At 73.8% G+C, this 16,141-nt stretch carries 16 protein-coding genes; 2 read left to right on the forward strand and 14 right to left on the reverse strand.

Going from position 1 to position 16,141, the window contains the following annotated elements:
• Positions 1 to 13 precede the first annotated feature (13 nt).
• The 7 genes from KSO98_RS02180 to ssd all read right to left on the reverse strand — a co-directional run bounded on the left by KSO98_RS02180 (position 14) and on the right by ssd (position 4,829).
• Positions 14 to 373: an Rv3654c family TadE-like protein gene (locus KSO98_RS02180; protein ID WP_225283180.1), complete on the reverse strand. Its 360-nt coding sequence runs from the start codon at positions 371 to 373 to the stop codon at positions 14 to 16.
• Entirely contained in the window at positions 370 to 732 is a 363-nt protein-coding gene (locus tag KSO98_RS02185) for a TadE family type IV pilus minor pilin (protein ID WP_225283181.1), read from the reverse strand. The genes KSO98_RS02180 and KSO98_RS02185 overlap by 4 nt, the downstream gene beginning before the upstream one ends.
• Before the next feature lie 6 nt (positions 733 to 738).
• Complete coding sequence (locus tag KSO98_RS02190) at positions 739 to 921, reverse strand: DUF4244 domain-containing protein (protein WP_225283182.1); 183 nt, start codon at positions 919 to 921, stop codon at positions 739 to 741.
• A 188-nt stretch (positions 922 to 1,109) separates the two neighbouring features.
• Positions 1,110 to 1,850 carry a type II secretion system F family protein gene (locus KSO98_RS02195; RefSeq protein WP_225283183.1) on the reverse strand — a complete coding sequence of 247 codons (741 nt, stop codon included), beginning with the start codon at positions 1,848 to 1,850 and terminating at the stop codon, positions 1,110 to 1,112.
• A complete protein-coding gene (locus KSO98_RS02200; protein ID WP_225283184.1) occupies positions 1,847 to 2,617 on the reverse strand; it encodes a type II secretion system F family protein in 771 nt (256 codons plus the stop codon). The genes KSO98_RS02195 and KSO98_RS02200 overlap by 4 nt, the downstream gene beginning before the upstream one ends.
• Positions 2,617 to 3,780: a TadA family conjugal transfer-associated ATPase gene (locus tag KSO98_RS02205; RefSeq protein WP_225283185.1), complete on the reverse strand. Its 1,164-nt coding sequence runs from the start codon at positions 3,778 to 3,780 to the stop codon at positions 2,617 to 2,619. The genes KSO98_RS02200 and KSO98_RS02205 overlap by 1 nt, the downstream gene beginning before the upstream one ends.
• Positions 3,777 to 4,829, reverse strand: coding sequence for a septum site-determining protein Ssd (gene ssd, locus KSO98_RS02210; protein WP_225283187.1), 1,053 nt, complete (start codon positions 4,827 to 4,829; stop codon positions 3,777 to 3,779). The genes KSO98_RS02205 and ssd overlap by 4 nt, the downstream gene beginning before the upstream one ends.
• A gap of 121 nt (positions 4,830 to 4,950) precedes the next feature.
• On the opposite strand from ssd, the gene KSO98_RS02215 reads away from it, so the two are divergent.
• The gene (locus KSO98_RS02215; protein WP_225283188.1) at positions 4,951 to 5,760 is read left to right on the forward strand and encodes an HAD family hydrolase; all 810 of its coding nucleotides are present in this window, start codon (positions 4,951 to 4,953) and stop codon (positions 5,758 to 5,760) included.
• Between the two features lie 253 nt (positions 5,761 to 6,013).
• Here the strand turns inward: KSO98_RS02215 and KSO98_RS02220 are convergent, their stop codons facing one another.
• A complete protein-coding gene (locus KSO98_RS02220; protein ID WP_225283189.1) occupies positions 6,014 to 6,742 on the reverse strand; it encodes a Fic family protein in 729 nt (242 codons plus the stop codon).
• A gap of 35 nt (positions 6,743 to 6,777) precedes the next feature.
• Between KSO98_RS02220 and KSO98_RS02225 the strand changes: the two genes are divergently transcribed.
• Positions 6,778 to 7,737, forward strand: coding sequence for a class I SAM-dependent methyltransferase (locus tag KSO98_RS02225; RefSeq protein WP_225283191.1), 960 nt, complete (start codon positions 6,778 to 6,780; stop codon positions 7,735 to 7,737).
• Here the strand turns inward: KSO98_RS02225 and KSO98_RS02230 are convergent.
• The 6 genes from KSO98_RS02230 to KSO98_RS02255 all read right to left on the reverse strand — a co-directional run bounded on the left by KSO98_RS02230 (position 7,721) and on the right by KSO98_RS02255 (position 16,063).
• Positions 7,721 to 8,434, reverse strand: coding sequence for a sirohydrochlorin chelatase (locus KSO98_RS02230; protein WP_225283192.1), 714 nt, complete (start codon positions 8,432 to 8,434; stop codon positions 7,721 to 7,723). The two genes, KSO98_RS02225 and KSO98_RS02230, sit on opposite strands and share 17 nt — an antisense overlap.
• A complete protein-coding gene (locus tag KSO98_RS02235; RefSeq protein ID WP_225283193.1) occupies positions 8,406 to 9,524 on the reverse strand; it encodes a uroporphyrinogen-III synthase in 1,119 nt (372 codons plus the stop codon). The genes KSO98_RS02230 and KSO98_RS02235 overlap by 29 nt, the downstream gene beginning before the upstream one ends.
• A gap of 13 nt (positions 9,525 to 9,537) precedes the next feature.
• Entirely contained in the window at positions 9,538 to 9,900 is a 363-nt protein-coding gene (gene nirD / locus KSO98_RS02240) for a nitrite reductase small subunit NirD (protein ID WP_225283194.1), read from the reverse strand.
• On the reverse strand, positions 9,897 to 12,443 hold the full coding sequence (gene nirB, locus KSO98_RS02245; RefSeq protein ID WP_225283195.1) for a nitrite reductase large subunit NirB: 2,547 nt from the start codon (positions 12,441 to 12,443) through the stop codon (positions 9,897 to 9,899). Before nirB ends, nirD begins: the two co-directional genes overlap by 4 nt.
• Before the next feature lie 69 nt (positions 12,444 to 12,512).
• A complete protein-coding gene (locus tag KSO98_RS02250; RefSeq protein ID WP_225283196.1) occupies positions 12,513 to 13,991 on the reverse strand; it encodes an FAD-dependent oxidoreductase in 1,479 nt (492 codons plus the stop codon).
• Positions 13,988 to 16,063, reverse strand: coding sequence for a molybdopterin oxidoreductase family protein (locus KSO98_RS02255; protein WP_225283197.1), 2,076 nt, complete (start codon positions 16,061 to 16,063; stop codon positions 13,988 to 13,990). The genes KSO98_RS02250 and KSO98_RS02255 overlap by 4 nt, the downstream gene beginning before the upstream one ends.
• Positions 16,064 to 16,141 lie beyond the last annotated feature (78 nt).

Raw genomic sequence — 16,141 nt, forward strand, 5'->3', positions numbered from 1 at the left:
GGAGCGAGCCGCGTCACGTGGGGCCTGGGCCTGCCTTCGCCTGAGCGGCGAAGTCGGCGTGGGCGCCGAGCCAGCGGGGCCCGGGGACGGCCGCGCTGATCGTGACGTCGTACGCCTCGACGGCGCAGCCCGTCAGGATCGCGCCGTTCGCGGTGGCGACCTCGGCGGCTGCCGCGCACGGGTCGTGCGCGTGTTGGATCGCCTGAGCGGCGGCCAGCGCGGCGAGATCCGCCGCCGACTGGGCACGCCGGTGGGCGACCACCATCGCCTCGCCGACCGCCAGCGCTGCCGCCATCAGGACCAGCACCCCCAGCATCGCCACCGCGAGCACCGTAACGGCCCCACACTCATCGCGCCCGTGGCGCCGGCTCATGGGGAGGCCGCCGCGGCCTCGTCTGCGGCGGTCGCGGAGGCGTGCAGATGGGCGCCTGGCAGGAAGCCGAGCAGGCCGCCGGGGCCGTGCACCTCGACGCTCGCGGTCGCCACGACCCGCGTGCCGTCATGGCTGATCGCGATCGTGGTGCCGGCCGGGGCGACCTGCCGCCCACGACCGACCGCTGCGGAATCCTCGTCACCGCGGGCCACGGCCCGGGCGGTCTCGCGGGCAGCGTCGACGGTCCGGGCCTGGGCGATGCCGAGGCTCAGCAGCCACGCCAGCGCCAGCACGACCGCGACCAGCCCCGGCAGCACCGCCACCAGCTCGGCCGTGGCGGCACCCCGCTCGCGTCGCATCCCGGCTCAGATCCCGAGCAGCGACATCACGTGGTCGAAGAGCTTGTGCAGCAGCTCGTCGCCCAGGCCGCCGGTGAGCAGCTTGTAGAGCAGGCCGGCCAGCCCGGCTCCGGCGGCGGTGCCGACCGCGTACTCGGCGGTGGTGATCCCGCGATCGGACTGCGGGCGGTGGATCAGGCGGTGGGACATCGAGCGCTCCTCTTCGTCGGGCCGCGGCGCGGCGTGGTGACTCCAGCCTCGGCAGCGACGGCCACGCCCGCCACGGGCTCCTGAGCGGCTGTGGAAACCGGCGCCCGACGAGTGCCTGTGGGCAGGAAGTGGACGACTCTCGGCCCACAAGAAGTGACCTCTCGAGCCACGAGAAGTGACCTCTCGACTCACCAGGCGATGGTGGTGATCAGTCCACCGACCAGCGGGACGATCCCGATCAGCAGGAAGGCGGGGAGCAGGCAGAGGCCGAGCGGTACGGCGGCCTTCACCCCGACGGCTCGCGCCCGGCGCTCGACCTCGGCGCGCTCGCGCTGGGCCAGGTCGTCGGCGAGCCGGGCGATCGTCGCGGCCACCGACAGGCCGCCGTCCTCGGCGCGGCTGAGCGCACGGCCCAGCGGCGCGAGCACCGGGTCCGCGGCGAGCGCGGCCCAGGCCGCCGCAGGGTCGGCGCCGAGCCGCAGCCTGGTGGCCACCGGCCGGAGCCGGTCGCTCGCCGGGCCGGGCAGGGCCTCGCCGACGATCTCCAGCGCAGCCGCGGGCGGGGTGCCCGCGCTCAGCGCCGTCCCCAGCAGCCGGACCAGATGGGGCAGCTCGCGGGCGACCTGTTCGCGCGCGCGACGCACACCGGCCGGCTCGATCCGTGCGATCGCGACCCAGGTCCCGACCGCCGCGACGGGCGCGGCGAGCAGACCGGCGACGCCGCCCACGAAGGTGAGCGCGCCGACCGCCGCCGACAGGGCCAACAGCACCCGCCAGCGCCGCATCCAGCCGGGATCGGTCACCGGCGCGGTGATCGCCCCGTCGTTGCCTACGGCGCGGGGCGGCGCGACGGCCGGAGCGGCCGGCCGCAGCAGCAGCGCCACCGCTCCCGCAGCACTCAGCCCGGTGGCCCACGCGATGCCGCTCACGGCACGACCCCGGCCGCGATCCGCTCGATCCAGGCGAGCCCGACCCAGCCGAAGACCAGCCCGAGCGCCAGTGACCCGAGCCCGATCGGCGTGCCGAGCAGGAACGACCAGGGATCGCCGCCCACGCCCGAGCCCATCGCCAGCGCCGCCACCGGCAGCAGCCCGACCATCCGGGCCGTGGCCCGGGCCGAGGCGAGCTCGCCGGCCACCACCTGCCGGGTGCCCGCAGCGGCGCGCAGGTCGAGTGCCACCCGGTCGATCGCGGAGGCCAGCCCCTGGCCCGTACGGCTCGAGACCTGCCAGGCCGCGGCGACCAGCCGCAGGTCGGCGGCGCCGGGGAGCTGTGCGGCCAGCGAGCGCCAGGCCGACGGCACATCCGCACCCACGCGGAAGGCCGCTGCGACCGGCGCGAGCGGCGGCCACTCCCCGGCGCACCGGTCGAGCGCCAGCCCGGGCGGCTGGCCCGATGCCAGCTCCGCGGCGAGCTGCTCGCAGATCTCCACCACCCGGCCCGCGACAGCGGTCGCGGCCACGCGGGCGCGACGGGCACGCCACAGCCGTACGCCGCCCAGCACCGCCCCGAGCGCGATCAGGCCGACGGGCGACCAGCGCATCGGGAGCCTGGCGACCCCCACCGCGACGGCGGCGGCCAGGAGCCAGCGCGGATCCGCCGGACGACCGCGCCCGATCATCGGCGGGGACCAGGCCAGCAGCGCCACCGCGATCCCCGCCAGCGCGCCGGCCCACAGCACCGCCCCGGCCGGCATCACGACAGCCGCTCCGACAGGACCCGCGCGGCCGGCCCCTCCCGCACCTGCCCTCCGGCCCACGACACCGCGGTCTCCATCACCACCAGGCCGGAGGGCTCGCGGCGCGGCACGGCGATCTCGACCAGCAGGCGCTGCCCACCGACGCGCTGCAGGTGCAGCACCACGTCCAGGGCCGAGGCGAGCTGGCTGTGGGCGGCCTCGCGGCCCAGCCCGGCGGCCAGGGCGAGCGCCTCGACCCGGGCGGGGACGTCGGCGGCGGAGTTGGCGTGGAGCGTCCCGCAACCTCCCTCGTGCCCGGTGTTGAGCGCCGCGAGCAGGTCCACGACCTCAGCCCCGCGGACCTCACCGACGACCAGCCGGTCGGGTCGCATCCGCAGCGCCTGGCGGACGAGCGTGCGCACCTCGACCAGGCCGGCGCCCTCGATGTTGGCGGGGCGCGCCTCCAGGCCGACGACGTGCGGGTGGCGCGGGCGCAGCTCGGAGGAGTCCTCGACCACGACCAGCCGCTCCTCGGGCGGGGCCAAGGACAGCAGGGCGTCGAGCAAGGTGGTCTTCCCCGAGCCGGTCCCACCCGTGACCAGGAAGGCGAGCCGGCGAGCGACGAGCCGAGTCAGCAGCTCGGCGCCCGGCGCGGTGACCATCCCGCTTGCCACCAGCTCGGCGAGCTCGAAGGCCCGCTGCCGCGGCACCCGCAGCGAGATCGTCGTGCCCGGGCGCGCCAGCGGGGCGAGCACGGCGTGGAAGCGGGTGCCGTCGGCGAGCCGTACGTCCGCATAGGGCGTCGCGTCGTCGAGCCGGCGCCCCGCCGCCGCGGCCAGCCGTTGCGCGAGCCGGCGCACGGAGGCCTCGTCGGGGAAGGAGACCGCGGCGGGCTCGAGCCCGGCACCGCGGTCGATGAAGACCTGCTCGGCCCCGTTGACCAACACGTCGGTGACACCCGGCTCGCGCAGGAGCGGCTCGAGCGGTCCGGCGCCGACGACGTCGCGGCGCAACGTCTCGTAGGCGGCCAGCACGGTCGCGTCGCCCACCGGCCGGCCCGCCGCGCGCAGCGCCTCGGCGACCCGGTGCGGGGTGAGGTGGCCGGGTCTGCGGGCCAGCCAGTCGCGCACCCCCTCGATCACCTCGGGGGCGAGCTCGGGCGGCGCGACCGGGCCGTTCACGCGGCCATCGCCTGGACCCGGCACCGGTCGAGGACGGCGGCGGTCGCGCGCGCCAGCGGGCCGCGCCGCGACCGCAGCGGCCCGAGCCCCAGATCGATCGCCTCGCCCAGCGCGCGCTGGTCGGGCATCGCGGTGAGCACCGGCAGCCCGACCGCGCGCGCGACCGCGTCGGGATCGACGCCACTCCCGCGGACGACCAGGCCGGCACGGCCGGTGTCGATGCCGTCGGCGACCAGGCCGTCGACGAGTCGCGCCGCCGAGGCGACGCCGGTGATCGTCGGCGCGACCACGACGACCACCTCGTCGCAGCGGCTCATCAGCTCGCTCTCGCCGCGCGGCAGGTCGAGCACCACCCGCTGATGGCCGCGCGCGGCCGCCGCCAGGACCTCCCGTACGGCACCAGGGTCGGGCGGCGCGGAGCGGACCTGGCCACCGCTCCAGGCCAGCACGCCCAGGTGACCGCGGCGCGGCAGCGCCTCGCGCAGGGACCGCGAGCCGAGCCGGCCCGACGTGGCCGCCAGCTCCGCCCAGCGCACGCCGGGCTGCTCCTCCATCCCGAGCACCCGGTCCACACCGGGCCCGAGGGGGTCGAGGTCGATGACGACGGTCGGCCCGGTCAGCGCGGCCGCCTGGCCCAGCGCACAGGCGAGGGTGGTCGCGCCGGCGCCGCCCGAGCCGCCGACGACCCCCACGGTCAGCCCGCGACCGCCGGGATCGTCGCCGACGTCGGTGAGCAGGGCGGTCAGCCAGGAGGCGCCCTCGGGCAGCTCGACGACGTGCTCGGCGCCGACGGCGAGCGCGTCCCGGAAGAGTGACTCGCCAGCGGCGCCCCAACCGGCCACGTGCACCGCCCGGCGGCGTGGTGGCCCCATCCGGGCGAGTCCGGCGAGCAGGTCCGCGCCGACCACCACGGCGGGGGCGCGCGACCACGCACGCATCGCGGTGGAGAGGTCGTCGGTCACCTCCGGGGTCAGCCCGGCCGCCGCGGCCAGGCGCAGCAGCTCGTCGAGAAGCAGGTCGTCGGTGGTGATCAGCAGCAATCCGGTCATGTCCGGGAGCGTGCCCGGGCCGATCGCGTCCAGAACCTGCGACCGATGTCCCTGTGGATCAGAGCACCGGACGCCTCAATGTGGACAGAAACTGGACGATGGTGCACTTACCATGAAAGTCATGAACGCGAAGGAAGCGGCCCCGATGCGCGAAGCCGCGTTCTTCGACCTCGACAAGACGATCATCGCCAAGTCGAGCACGCTCGCGTTCAGCAAGCCGTTCCAGGCCGGCGGGCTCATCACCCGCAAGGCCCTGCTGCGCAGCGTCTACACCCAGTTCGTCTACGTGCTCGGCGGCGCCGACCACGACCAGATGGAGAAGATGCGCCAGATGCTCTCCGAGCTGGTCACCGGCTGGGACGTCGCCACGGTCCGCGAGATCGTCGCCGACACGCTGCACAACATCGTCGACCCGCTCGTCTACGACGAGGCCGTCCAGCTCATCGAGCAGCACCACGCCGAGGGCCGCGACGTCGTCATCGTCAGCGCCAGCGGCACCGAGGTGGTCGAGCCGATCGGCGAGCTCCTCGGCGCCGACCACGTGGTCGCCACCCGGATGGAGGAGGCCGACGGCCGCTACACCGGTCAGATCGGGTTCTACGCCTACGCCGAGGGCAAGGCCGAGGCGATCCGCGACCTCGCCGCGACCCGCGGCTACGACCTGTCGCGCTCGTACGCCTACTCCGACTCGATCACCGACCTGCCGATGCTCGACGAGGTCGGGCACGCGTACGCGGTCAACCCGGACAAGGAGCTGCGCCGCATCGCGCGCGAGCGCGGCTGGCCGGTCCTGGTCTTCGTGAAGCCCGTGGCGCTGCGCACCCAGCTGCCCGCGCCGGGTCCGACGCTGGCCGCGATCGCGGTCGGCGGTGTGGTCGCCATCGGCGGCGTGCTGTGGGCCGGGGCCCGCGCCCGTCGCCGCGCCGGGTAGCCCACCGAAAGGCGGATAAGTCAACCCTTGATCCGCTCCCCCATGGGGCGTAGACAGGGGATCAGGACGACAACTTGATCCAACACGTGGCCGGAGTACCCACGCGGCGATCTACCCTCCGTGAGGGTGCCTTTGCCGACGGGCCCAGTCCCGCGACAGCAAGCTGACGATGCACGCTTGGTAGCTGCGGTCCGCGTGTTAGCGGTGGCACTCGATCAACTCGATTGATCGGGTGCCACCTGCATGTGGGTCCCTAGATGGCGTCGCGCCGCAGCGGCGAGGCCTCCGCGCCGGCCGTGTACGCCTCGGCGGCGTAGAGCAGCCACGAGTGCATGCCTGCCTGCTGGCCCGACGCGTAGCCGCGCAGGTTGGACTCGTACTCCGCGCGCAGCGCGAGGTGCCCCGCCTCCGGGACGACCAGCGACGTCGGGTCGACGCCGCGGGCCACCATCACCAGCCGCTCGGCGGCGCGGGCGACGAGGCCGTTGTGCGATGCGAACGGCGCGACCGTGGCCAGGTCGGCATGGACGATCGAGGCGAGGATCAGCGCCGGAGTGGTCTTGTCCGTCGACAGGAGGTCGCCGAGGCCGCGCAGCCGAGCGACCTGCTCCGGTCCGCGTGGTCGACCCAGCTCCTCGGCGGCGAGCGTGCCGGCCGCCGCGATCGCGTGCAGCCGGGCGAACGCCTGCAGCGGCGAGCGCTTCAGCACCGGAACCAGCGAGAGCAGCTCGACGGAGACCCGCACGGCATCGGCAGCGATCGCGTCGCCCGCACCGTCGCGCACCTCGGCCAGCGAGGACACCGAGCCCTCGAGCACCGCCGAGGCGTGCGCGCCGCGCAGCAGTGACTCGCCCGTCATGTCAGGCGAGGTGCGGCGCAGACCGCGGTCGCGCAGCATCACGTCGATGCCGTCGCGCGCCCCGGCGAACGCGGAGTTGACGCCCTCGAGCGACACGAGCCAGGCCAGGGGTCCTTCAGTCACGATTCCGAAGGGTACGCGGCGGTAGGCTGGCCCCGATGACCGATCCCGCCCGCTCGTTCGGAACCGTCGCCGCCTCGTACGACCGCGGCCGGCCGACCTATCCCCGCGAGGCGATCGAATGGGCCCTCGGGTCGCGGCCGCTCACGGTGCTCGAGCTCGGTGCCGGCACCGGCAAGCTGACCGAGGTCCTCATCGAGCTCGGACACGACGTCTTCGCCACCGAGCCCGACGAGCAGATGCTCGACCTGCTCTCCGCGAAGCTCCCCGACGCGCGCGCCACGGTCGGCTCCGCGGAGGAGATCCCCGTCGGCGACCAGACGTACGACGCGGTCATCGTCGGGCAGGCCTTCCACTGGTTCGACCAGGAGGCCGCTCTGGTCGAGATCAGCCGGGTGCTCAAGCCCGGCGGACGTCTGGTCGTGCTGTGGAACGAGCGCGACAACCGGATCCCGTGGGTGCGCAAGCTCTCCGCCCAGATCGCCAGCCAGCGCAGCGACGTCGACCCGACCACGGTGATCGACGACTCCGCGATGTACAGCGCGGTCGAGCAGCACGACTTCCGGTTCTGGCAGATCGTGAACCGCGAGACGATCCAGGACCTGGTGATGTCCAACTCGCACGTCTCGACCCTCCCGGAGGAGCAGCGCGAGGCCAAGCGCCGCGATGTCCTGGCCCTCTACGACGACTACGGCCGCGGCATGGACGGCATGCAGCTCCCGTACACGTGCAAGGTCTTCCGTGCGGTCGTCCTCGAGCATGCCCGACGCCGCGCGCCCGAGCCGGCGCCGCAGCCGCCCCACCAGCCTGCCTCGGCCATCATCATCGGAGAGCCGGTGCACGTGCCGTCCTCGATGCACGACACCGCGATGCGCCTGCCCCGCGTGGTCGTCGACGGCACCGGCACCGGCATCCACCCGCGGCCGCCGGGCAAATCACCGGGCAGATCGCCGGGCGACCCCGACGGCGACGACCTGGTCCTCATCGACTTCCGCTGAGCTCCAAGGCCAGCTCGGCGGCGCGATAGCGCGCCGCGACCAGATCGATGACGCGCTCGTGCACGCCGATCACGTCGGCCACCATCTCCGCACCCGCGGCGCGGGCGCCGTCGGCACAGCGAGTGGCGAAGAAGCCGGCAGCGAGCAGGTAAGGGGAGACGGCGTCGCCGGGGCGCACGACGTCCTCGGGGCGCGGACCCAGGCCGCCGAGGGTCGCCAGTCGGACCGGGCCGCCCCAGGCGCCGGAGAGCAGGTCGGCGGCGCGCTGCAGCTCGGGCAGCGCGGTGGGGTCGTTGGAGCCGGCCGCGACCATTGTCACGGGCTGCCCGCGACGCGCGCCGGCCTGGACGAGCCGCTCGACCTGCGCGGCGGCCAGGAGCGGGTCCGGCCCCAGCGGCGCGGTCAGGCTCGTCGGACCGTACGCACTCGCGACGGCGTCGGGCAGGTCGACCCGGACGTGGTAGCCGGTGGTGAGCAGCAACGGGACCACGACGCTCGACCGTTCGACGGTTCCCGCCAGGACGGTGCCGAGCAACGGCTCACAGAGCTCGACGTACGCCACGTCGGCCTGCACCCCGCAGCGCTCGCCGGCCAGCTCCGCGATCCGGGCGGCGACGTGGTTGCCGACCGGGTTGCGGGTGCCGTGGGCGACCACGACCAGGCGCGCCTCAGTCCGCGACGGCGAGGCGGTAGCCACGCTTCACCACCGTCTGCACCACGCGCGTGCCGAGGGCGGCGCGCAGCCGCGCCACCGCCATCTCGACCGCATGCTCGGAGCCGGCCGTGCCGGAGGGGAGCATCGCCAGCAGGGCCTGCCGGGAGACCACGTTGCCCGGCTGGGCCACGAGCGCCTGCAGCACCGCCGCCGGGGCCGGGGAGAGCCGCACCTCGACGCCGTCGAGCAGGATGTCGGTGCCGTGCAGCAGCAGGACGTGCCCGCCCGCCAGCTCCAGCGACAGCCCGGCACGGCGCGACGGCAGCTCGGCCTCCAGGAACTTCACCATCGCCCCGGTGCGCGAGCGCTCCGGGAAGATCGTCGGCACGCCCCACATCTCGAAGGCGGCCGCGGTCACCGGGCCGACGCAGCAGGCGATCACGTCGGCCTGCAGCGCGGCGATGACGTCGTCGCGGCGCCCGGTCGAGCCGGCGGCGTCCATGAAGGCGGCGATCGCGGGCGCGGAGGTGAAGGTGACCGCGTCCAGCTCACCGTCGGCGACCTGGTCCACCAGCCCGAAGATCGGCGTCGGGTCCAGGGCCGCCGCGAGCCGGTAGACGGTCACCGACTCCACGACCGCGCCCTGGCGGCGCAGCGCGTGCGCGACCATCGAGAGCGACTGACCGTGCTCCTGCACCACGATCCGCTTGCCAGTGAGGTCACGGCCGCGCAGGTGGCGCAGGACGTCGTCGAACTCCTCCGACTCCGGCGTCCACAGCTCGCGCAGGCCGCGGGCCCGCAGGGCGCCGACGGACTTCGGGCCGCGAGCGAGGATCTCGGCGCGGGCGACCACCTCGACGAGCCGGTCCAGGAGACCCCAGTCCTCAGCGGCCTCGAACCACGCCTTCATGCCCACGCCGGTGGTGGCGATGAAGATGTCGATGGGTCCACCCAGGACGCGCTCGGTGGCCTCGCGCAGGGCGACCTCGTCGACGCGGTTGGGCTCGGCCGACAGCGCCGGGGCCCAGGTCACCTTCGCGCCACGGCGCTCCAGCATCTCGACCTGCTCCTCGGCCTTGCGGGCCGCGGTCACGCCGACGTGGAAACCAGCGAGGGAGAGAGCGTCGTTCACGCGTCCACCTTCCTCATCGGGCTTCCTTGGGTCCTCCTACGAGGACCATTCCATCCGTGACCACGATCTCGTACGTCGGCACGGACACCGTCCCGTCGTCGAGACACCGTCCGGTGTGCAGATCGAACGCCTGCTTGTGCATCGGGCTGGCCACGAAGTCGACCGGCTCCCCCGCGACGGTGCGGGTGCCGACGATGCCGCGAGCCAGCACCGATGCGTGCGAGAAGGGATCGTAGTTGGACAACGCGTACACGTCGCCGCTGTGGGTGCGGAAGATGGCGACGGCCTTGCCGTGTACGAGTGCCGTCACGCCGCTCTCGCGGGTGATCTCCTCGAGCGGGCAGACCGGGACGAGGGAGGTGGTGTCCTTGGTCATCGACGCGCACCCCCGACCGGGATGCTCGCGCCGAGCAGGACGGGCTCGTCCGGCCCGGCATCGGGCACGATCTGGCCGCGGGTGGTGCCGAAGCTGATCGCCGGGTCCGGGACGCCGGGAGCGTTGACGAAGGAGACGAAGCGACGCAGCTTCTCCGGGTCGTTGAGCGTCTCGCTCCACTCGTCGGCGTACGAGTCGATGTGCACCGCCATCGCCCGCTCGAGCTCGGCGCCGAGGCCGAGGACGTCGTCGACCACGACGGCGCGGACCCGGTCCAGGCCGCCGTCGACCGAGGCGAGCCAGGTCGAGGTGCGCTGGAGGCGGTCGGCGGTGCGGATGTAGTACATGAGGAACCGGTCGAGGTAGCGGATCAGCTCCTCGGTGGTCAGGTCGCCGGCGAGCAGCTGGGCGTGGGCCGGGACGGCGCCGCCGTTGCCGCCGACGTAGAGGTTCCAGCCCTTCTCGGTGGCGATGATCCCGAAGTCCTTGCCGCGGGCCTCGGCACACTCGCGGGCGCAGCCCGAGACACCGCCCTTGAGCTTGTGCGGGCTCCGCAGACCCCGGTAGCGCAGCTCCAGCTCGATGGCGAGGCCGACGGAGTCCTGCACGCCGTAGCGGCACCAGGTCGAGCCGACGCAGGACTTCACCGTACGCAGCGACTTGCCGTACGCGTGGCCGGACTCGAACCCGGCCTCGACGAGCTTGCCCCAGATCGCGGGGAGCTGCTCGACGCGGGCGCCGAAGAGGTCGATCCGCTGGCCGCCGGTGATCTTGGTGTAGAGCCCGAACTCCTCCGCGACCTGGCCGATCGCGATCAGGCCGGCCGGGGTGATCTCCCCGCCGGGGATGCGCGGGACGACCGAGTAGGTGCCGTTCTTCTGCAGGTTGCCCAGGTAGGCGTCGTTGGTGTCCTGCAGGGTCTGTCGGCCCTCGGCGAGCACGTGGCCGCCCAGCTGGCTGGCCAGGATCGAGGCGACGGTGGGCTTGCAGATGTCGCAGCCGCGCCCGGTGCCGTGGGCGGCGATGATGTCGTCGAAGCTCTTGTAGCCGTGCACGAGCACGACGTCGAAGAGCTCGGCGCGGGTGAGCGGGAAGTGCTCGCACAGGCTCTTGTCGACGACCTTGCCCTGGGCGGCGAAGTAGTCCTCGACGATCTTCTTGACCTGGGTCTTGCAGGAGCCGCAGGTGGCGCCGGCCTTGGTCTGGGCGGTCACCTCCGCGGCGGACTCGCAGCCGCCCTCGACGGCCGCCTCGATGTCGCCCTTGGTGACGTTGTTGCAGGAGCAGACCTGCGCCTCGGCCGGGAGGGTGAGATCCATCGAGCCGCTGCTCGCCGGGAGGATCAGCTCCTCCGGGTTGGCCGGGAGCGGGATGCCCGAGGAGACCATCGGGCGCAGGATCCCGTACGCGCTCGCGTCGCCGACGAGGATGCCGCCGAGCAGTCGCTTCCCGTCCTCGCTGATCACGAGCTTCTTGTAGATGCCGGCCACGGCGTCGTTGAAGACCAGCTCGAGGCAGTCGGGGGTGGCGCCGAACGCGTCGCCGAAGGAGGCCACGTCGACGCCCATCAGCTTGAGCTTGGTGGACATGTCGGCGCCGGTGAAGGCGCCGCCGCCACCGAGCAGCGCGTCCACGACGACCTCGGCCATCGTGTAGCCCGGCGCCACCAGGCCGTACATCGTGCCGCCGGGGGCGGCGCACTCGCCGATGGCCCAGACGTGCTCGTGGCTGGTGGAGCGGCACTGCTCGTCGACCAGGACGCCGCCGCGCTCGGCCAGGTCGAGGCCGGCGGCGCGGGCGATGGCGTCGCGCGGGCGGATGCCGGCGGAGAAGACCACCAGGTCGACGTCGAGGGTCTCGTCCTCGTCGCGGAAGGCGAGCCCGGTGCAGGTGCCCTCGCCGGTGATCGCGGCGGTGGCCTTGCTGGTGTGCAGCGTGATGCCGAGGTCGGTGAGGTGGCGCCCGAGGACCTTGCCGCCGGCCTCGTCGACCTGGACGCTCATCATCCGCGGGTTCATCTCGATGACGTGGGTCTGCAGGCCGAGGCCGCGCAGCGCGTTCGCGGCCTCGAGCCCGAGCAGGCCGCCACCGATGACGGCGCCGCTGGAGGCGTTCTGGGCCGCGGCGGTGATCGCCTCGAGGTCCTCGATGGTGCGGTAGACGAAGACGTTGTCCTTCTCCACACCCGGCACGGGCGGGACGAAGGGGGCGGCGCCGGTGGCCAGGACCAGCTCGTCGTACGCGAGGACGGCGCCGTCGGAGAGGGTGACGGTCTGCGTGGCCGGGTCCATCAGGTCCACCGAGGTGCCGAGGATCAGGCGGACGCGGGGATCGTCGTACTCGCCCTCGGGGAGCAGCGAAAGCGCCTCGCTCCCCTTGTCGAACCAGGAGGTGAGGGCGACCCGGTCGTAGGCCGGCCGGCTCTCCTCACCGATGACGACGATGTCGTGGGTCTCGGTCAGTCCGCGCTCGATGGCGGCCTGCACGAAGCGGTGGCCGACCATGCCGTGCCCGACGACGACGAGTGTCTTCCGCGTGTTCATGCTGAGGAATCTAGGAACCTTCTGTTCGGTCCAGACGACACCGCTGTTACAAGATGTGACACGGTCTGCTCACGCCCTCACAGGTGCGGGAGCTCCCTGCAGCAGCGCGATGACGGCGCTCACACAGCCGCCGCAGCCGGTGGTGGCGCGAGTGCGCTCCTTGACGTCGGCGAGCGAGGAGCAGCCCCGGATGCGGCCGGCGGAGACGCCGGCGCAGGCGCAGACCTCGGCGTCGTCGGGCAGCTGGGCAGCGCCCTCGTCCGCGGCCTGTCGTACGCCCATCAGCAGCTGGCCCGGCTCCTGGGGGCCGAGGACGGTGCCGCGGTCGAAGGCCTGCGTGATGAGCCCGATCCGCGACAGATCGCCGATCAGGGTGGCGGCGACGATGACCCCGTCGCGGATGACCAGCTTGCGCAGGCTGCCGTTGACCGGGTTGGAGACCTGAACCACCTCACAGCCGTCCAGCTCGGCGACCTCACCGGTCGCGCCGACGGTGTCGGCGGGGTCGCCGAGCACGGCGACCTCGAGCCCCGTCGCCCGGAGGCGGGCGACCAGCTTGTGCCCGTCGTACGTCGTGTCGGCGCCGGTCAGCCGCGCTGCGAGGATGTTGGCCTGGTCCCAGGCCGGCGGGACGAAGCCGCTCGTGCGGCCGTCCACCTCGGCGCAGTCGCCGATCGCGTGGATGTGCTCGTCGAAGACCGACGTGAGGGTGTTGTCGACGACGATGCCCTGCGCGACCGCGAGACCGGCGCGGCGGGCCACGCTGGTGCTCGGGCGACCGCCGGCGGTCAGCACGACCAGGTCGGTGTCGAGGGTGAAGCCGTTGTCGAGCTTGAGCCCGACGCTCCACTCCCCGTCGGCGTCGGCCGGGTTGTCGATCAGCTTGATCGCGCGCGCCCCGGTGTAGACCGAGGTGTCGAGCGCGGTCAGGCTGCGTTTGAGGATCCGGCCGGCCTGCTCGTCGACGTGGCTGCGCAGCAGGTGCTCGCCGCCCTCGACGATCTCGGTCTCGACGCCGCGGATCGCGAGCGCGCGGGCGACCTGGAGGCCGAGCAGTCCCCCGCCGACCACGACGGCGCGGCGCACCCTGCCGGTGGCGAGCAGCTCGAGGAGCCGGGTGCAGTCCTCGAGGCTGCGGAAGGCGTGGACCCGCTCGTGCAGCATCCCGTCGGGGCCGATCAGCCCGCGGATCGGCGGCAGGCTCGGGATGGCGCCGGTGGCGAGGACGAGGTGGTCGTACGCGACGCGCTCCGCGCCGGCGAGCACCACCTGCTGCTCGACCCGGTCGATGTCGGCCACCCGCGTGCCGAGGCGCAGCTCGACGCCGTTGTCGGCGTACCACTGCGGCGAGCGCAGCGTGATCGCATCGGCACGGTGGGTGCCCTCGAGGACGGCGGAGAGCAGGATCCGGTTGTACGGGGCGTGCGGCTCCTCGCCCAGGACGGTGATCCCGGAGGTGACGCCGCGCGCGACCAGGCCCTCGACGAGCCGGACCGCGGCCATGCCGGAGCCGACGACGACGATCTTCTGCGGTGCCGCCGTGCTCATGCGCTCACCGCGCAGGCGCTGACCTTGAACTCGGGCATCCGGCTCGACGGGTCGAGGGCGTCGTTGGTCAGCTTGTTCACGCCGACCCAGTGGAAGGGCACGAAGACAGTGTCGGGCCTGATCGTGTCGACGACACGTGCGGGTGCCTTCATCTCTCCGCGGACGGTCCGGATCAGCAGCGGCTCGCCGTCACGCGCGCCGACCCGGCCGGCGAGCAGCGGGTGGATCTCGACGAAGGCGCCCTCGTCGGGCAGCTCCCGGATGCGGCGGGTCTGGGCGCCGGACTGGTACTGCGCGAGCACGCGGCCGGTGGTCAGGTGGACCGGGTAGTCCGCGGAGACCTCCTCGGCGGGGCCCCGGTGGTCGACGACGAGCGCCCGGGCCCGACCGTCCGGGTGCGCGAAGGCGTCCGCGAACAGTCGCGGCGTCCCCGGGTGGTCCTCGCCCTCGACGGGCGCGGGGCACGGCCAGAAGACGCCGTCCTCGGCGCGGATCCGGTCGTACGTGATGCCGGCGTAGTCGGCCTTGCCCCCGGAGGAGGCGGCGCGGAGCTCCTCGAAGACGGTCTCCGGGTCGGTCGGCCACACGCCCGGGGCCCCGAGCCGCTCGGCGAGGCCGGCGATGAGGTCGAGATCGGAGCGGACGCCGGCCGGCGGGGTGATCGCCTGGTGACGCAGGATGACGCGGCCCTCGAGGTTGGTCATGGTGCCGCCCTCCTCGGCCCACTGCGTGACGGGCAGGACGACGTCGGCCAGGGCCGCCGTCTCGCTCATCACGATGTCGGCGACGACGAGCAGGTCGAGCGACTGCAGCCGGGCGGTGATCTCGGTGGCGTTCGGGGCGGAGACGACGATGTTGGAGCCGAGCACGAGCAGGCTCTTCGGTCCCTCGGGGGTGCCGAGCGCCTGGAGGAGCTCGTACGCGCTCCTGCCCTTGCCGGGGATGGTGGCGGGGTCGACGCCCCAGACCGCGGCGACGTGCGCGCGGTCGGCCGGGTCGGTGATGGAGCGGTAGCCCGGGAGCTGATCGGCCTTCTGGCCGTGCTCGCGACCGCCCTGACCGTTGCCCTGGCCGGTGAGGCAGCCGTAGCCGGCGCCGGGGCGCCCCGGCATGCCGAGGGCGAGCGCGATGTTGATCCAGGCCAGCACGGTGTCGGTGCCGGTGGCGTGCTGCTCGGCGCCGCGGGCGGTCAGGACCATCACGCGCTCGGAGCCGGCGAGCAGGTCCGCGACCTCGCGCAGCTCGCCGGAGGGGACGCCGGTGATGCGCTCGACGCGCTCGGGCCACCAGGACGCGACGCTGCGCCGTACGTCCTCGAAGCCGGTCGTGCGCTCCCGCACGTACGTCTCGTCGACCGCTCCGGCCGCGTCGATCAGGTGGAGCAGCCCGAGCGCGAGTGCGACGTCGCTGCCGGGCACGGGCTGCAGCACGACGTCGGCGCGCGCGGCGGTCGGGGTGACACGGGGATCGATGACGACGACCTTCCCGCCCCGCTCCCGCAGCCGGTCGAGGTGGCGCGCCGCCGGCGGCATCGTCTCGGCCATGTTGGAGCCGACCAGGACGACGACGTCGGCCTCCTCGATGTCGGCCAGGGGGAAGGGCAGCCCACGGTCCACGCCGAAGGCCTGGTTGCCGGCGCTCGCCGCCGACGACATGCACCAGCGGCCGTTGTAGTCGATCTGGCTCGTGCCGAGGGCGACCCGGGCGAGCTTGCCGAGCAGGTACGACTTCTCGTTCGTCAGGCCGCCGCCGCCGAAGATCGCGTTGGCGTCGGGACCGTGCTCGGCACGGAGCGCCGCCAGCCGGGAGGCGACGACGTCGAGGGCCTCGTCCCAGTCCACCGCCCGCAGCTCACCGGTCGCGCGGTCGCGGATCAGGGGGCTGGTGAGCCGTTCGCGGGAGCCGCGCAGACCGCCGGCCGTCCAGCCCTTGCGGCACAGCGCCCCGTCGTCCCCACGCGGGTTGCTCGTCCGGTTCCGGTCGGCGCGCGGCGCGATCTGCAACCCCGACCGGGAAGGGCTCAGCGCCATCCCGCACTGGAGCGAGCAGTAGGGGCAGTGTGAGTCGGTCATGTCGTCCTTCCGGGACGGGAAGACGGACCGATCGACGCCCCGCCCCGGCTCGCCCTGCCGGGCGTCGGGGGGCAGCAG

The sequence above is a fragment of the Nocardioides nematodiphilus genome, assembly GCF_020216525.1.
Classification (GTDB): Bacteria; Actinomycetota; Actinomycetes; order Propionibacteriales; family Nocardioidaceae; genus Nocardioides; species Nocardioides nematodiphilus.